The organism is Candidatus Magnetobacterium casense (assembly GCF_019173545.1).
GTDB lineage: Bacteria > Nitrospirota > Thermodesulfovibrionia > Thermodesulfovibrionales > Magnetobacteriaceae > Magnetobacterium > Magnetobacterium cryptolimnobacter.
In genome coordinates this window covers 1-2,710 of the sequence record NZ_JABXWD010000425.1, presented here as the reverse complement: position 1 = coordinate 2,710, position 2,710 = coordinate 1, and the positions used below count along the sequence as shown (strand labels likewise).

2 protein-coding genes are annotated in these 2,710 nt (G+C 48.4%); both read right to left on the bottom strand.

Annotated elements, in window-relative coordinates:
- Positions 1–4: 4 nt before the first annotated feature.
- On the bottom strand, positions 5–1,372 hold the full coding sequence (locus tag HWQ67_RS15815; RefSeq protein WP_218253650.1) for a GspE/PulE family protein: 1,368 nt from the start codon (positions 1,370–1,372) through the stop codon (positions 5–7).
- 90 nt (positions 1,373–1,462) lie between these two features.
- Positions 1,463–2,017, bottom strand: a complete 555-nt coding sequence (locus HWQ67_RS15810) for an HPP family protein (RefSeq protein ID WP_218253649.1) — start codon at positions 2,015–2,017, stop codon at positions 1,463–1,465.
- Positions 2,018–2,710 lie beyond the last annotated feature (693 nt).

The window sequence follows — 2,710 nt, the reverse complement described above, 5'->3', positions numbered from 1 at the left end:
GGTATCATCTCCTGAGACCCTGGCCTGATTCACTCCATGGATCAGGTACTCGGGGGGGGTCCTCAAGGGTAAGGATGTTTATGGATTCATCGTTGAGGTAGTCCAGCGTGGCAAACAGGGTCGTGGTCTTGCCCGAACCCGTGGGACCGGTCACGATCACTATCCCCGACGACATCGAACACACCATCTGGTACTTGAGCATAAGGTTTTTGAACATCCCCAGCTTCTCAAACGTCGGGATAACGTCGCTTTGAATGAGCACACGTATGACCATCTTATCGCCAAACACGGTTGGCAGGATCGATATTCTCAGGTCTGTCTCGATGCCCTTGTCCTCGTAAAATACCCTCTTACGGTCATCAACAACAACGTTTCTGAGGTGTGAGTCCTTGAATCTGAAGAAGTTTTTAAGCCCTCTGATAAAATGAGAATTGAGGGCCTTTGGCAGGTCAGGCTGCGGTATCAACACGCCGTCAATGCGGAAACGCACGCGCAGCTTGTCCTTCATCGGCTCAAAGTGTATGTCGGAGGCCCCCAAGTCTATTGCCTTCATCATTATTTGCATAAAGATATTGAGATTTGTGTTGGTTGAGTAGAATTTTCTGCCGATATTGAGCGTCTCCTCACGCTCCATCGTATCTACCTTGATCTTCTTTGAGAAGGAGATCGCCTCTTTGTTTTCATATGCGTGCGGTATAAATGACATGATCTCATCAAGGTCAGCGAGGGCATATTCAACAGTAACGGTGATTTTTTCAGCCCCCTTGGTTTCGGCGGTTATCTGTGTCCTCAGTACCCTGGATACCTCATCTGTCAGCTTTTGGAGGTCCCTGCGTTTTATGTCTGCCACCAGACACTGGCAGATCACCATGCCCTGGTCGGCCACGAACTTCTTGTACGGTATGCACTGTTTTTCCAACAACATTTTATCGGTAAATGCAAAGAACACATCGGGTTCTACCTCGGAGACGTCCGGCTTTATGCGTGCCACGTTATATTGCTTGGCGAGCGTCCTTAAGAGGGTTTCATGGCTTATTATTTTAAGGTCTTTAACCAGTATATCGCCAAGGCGCCTTGTGGGGTTTGCCTCTTGCACTGCCAGGGCCTGGTAGACCTGTTCTTTTGTCACCTTGTTGTCCATTAACAGGTACTCACAGAACGGCAGTTTGAAGTCATACCTCTGTGTGGCAGCCAACAACTGATTTACTGTTAAAATGTTTAATTCAACGAGTACATTACCCAAAAGCGGTCGTTCACCTATTGCCTTTAACGTGGCCTGGTGATTCAATGCCCTTTGCAATTGGGCCTGTGTAATTAATCCTGCCTGTATAAGTGCCTCGCCAATTTTCTTTCTGCCCTGCACGGCTGCCATATGTACTCCTTAGTTTTTTTTACTTAAAATCGATCAAATTTATATAACTTAATACACCTGAAAAGTATAAATTCAAGGCTCCTACACACCCTAAAACCAAAACTCCGGATATCGCCGGGTCTTTGGGATGTTGTTGACTATCAGTGCAACGAGCAGCATGATTATCGCCCCGCTTCCGGCAGGTATAAGGGCATACAGAAAGCCCTGGGCATGTACATCCGCTCCGCCTATGACGGCGATTAAGGCGGTTGCACCTCCCGGGGGATGAAGCGTCTTTGTTGCAAGCATTACCGCAATTGCCGTGGCAACTGCCATCGGGGCCGCAAGCCACAGATGACCACCAAAAATGTTGTAAGCAGCCACGCCAACCAGTCCCGACAAGATATGCCCTCCGAGCAAGTTCCTCGGTTGAGCCAGCGGACTCTTGATCGCTGCATAAATCAGCACAGCCGACGCCCCAAACGAACCAATCAGCATCATCATGTCCATTCCCTTAAACACCTTGTAGTGCAGGAGAGCTACAGCGCTGATACCCCAAAAAGCCCCAACCCACGACCAAAATATTTCCGAAACATCCACAACCTGCGGATTTTTCGTATGGCCCGTCATCTTGTCAATGTAGCTATTTAAGACACTCTTGCTCATAGACGGTAGTATACAATATTGTTATTGCAAAAAGAAATAAAAAAAACGCTTGCTGTGAAAAATCCTGTGATGACATATATAGCACGTTTCAAAAAAGAAAGAAAGGGGCGGCTCCGCTTCTTGACGCTCCAGGGGGTGAGGCACCCCTGCCATAAAAGTCGCACCTGGCCCCCTTCAGAACCCCCCGCAAGGGGAGGGGCGAGCCGCCCCGGGCACGAAGAAGTCCCCTTGACCCCATAAAAATGCCATGTATATTGTATTTAATCCAATCGAAACGTGCTATATAGCCAATCCGGCAATCTGCAAAAGGCAGCCGACTGGCCCAAGCGGCCTGGTCTTAGCCCCACCTGCAACAGCCTTAGCAGTGGCCAGGCAAGAGAGAGACGGCTCTGTCCCTGCTTCATACCCACCACACGAGTGAACCTGTCCCATTGCCCCCCACGCTCCCTGCGGTCGATTCACGTCAGCACAACCGTTATCATTGATAGCATACTGGTTTAGGTGGCAAAGTTGTCTTTTTAACGTCTGATAAGGTTTATTATGTTAAATAATTATATATGCAAAACCAACACCTCATATGCGGCGGTAGCACTCCATTCAAACGTGGTCATGTTGCTGCCGCATAGTAACAATGCCATATTATGAAGGGATAAAAGTGCCTTAAATACTGGTAACCACGGTTGATTGTGGTGC

What these genes read in the sequence shown, in the direction of transcription:
- HWQ67_RS15810 (WP_218253649.1), bottom strand. Translation starts at nt 2,017, where the DNA reads ATGAGCAAGAGTGTCTTAAATAGCTACATTGACAAGATGACGGGCCAT.
- HWQ67_RS15815 (WP_218253650.1), bottom strand. Translation starts at nt 1,372, where the DNA reads ATGGCAGCCGTGCAGGGCAGAAAGAAAATTGGCGAGGCACTTATACAG.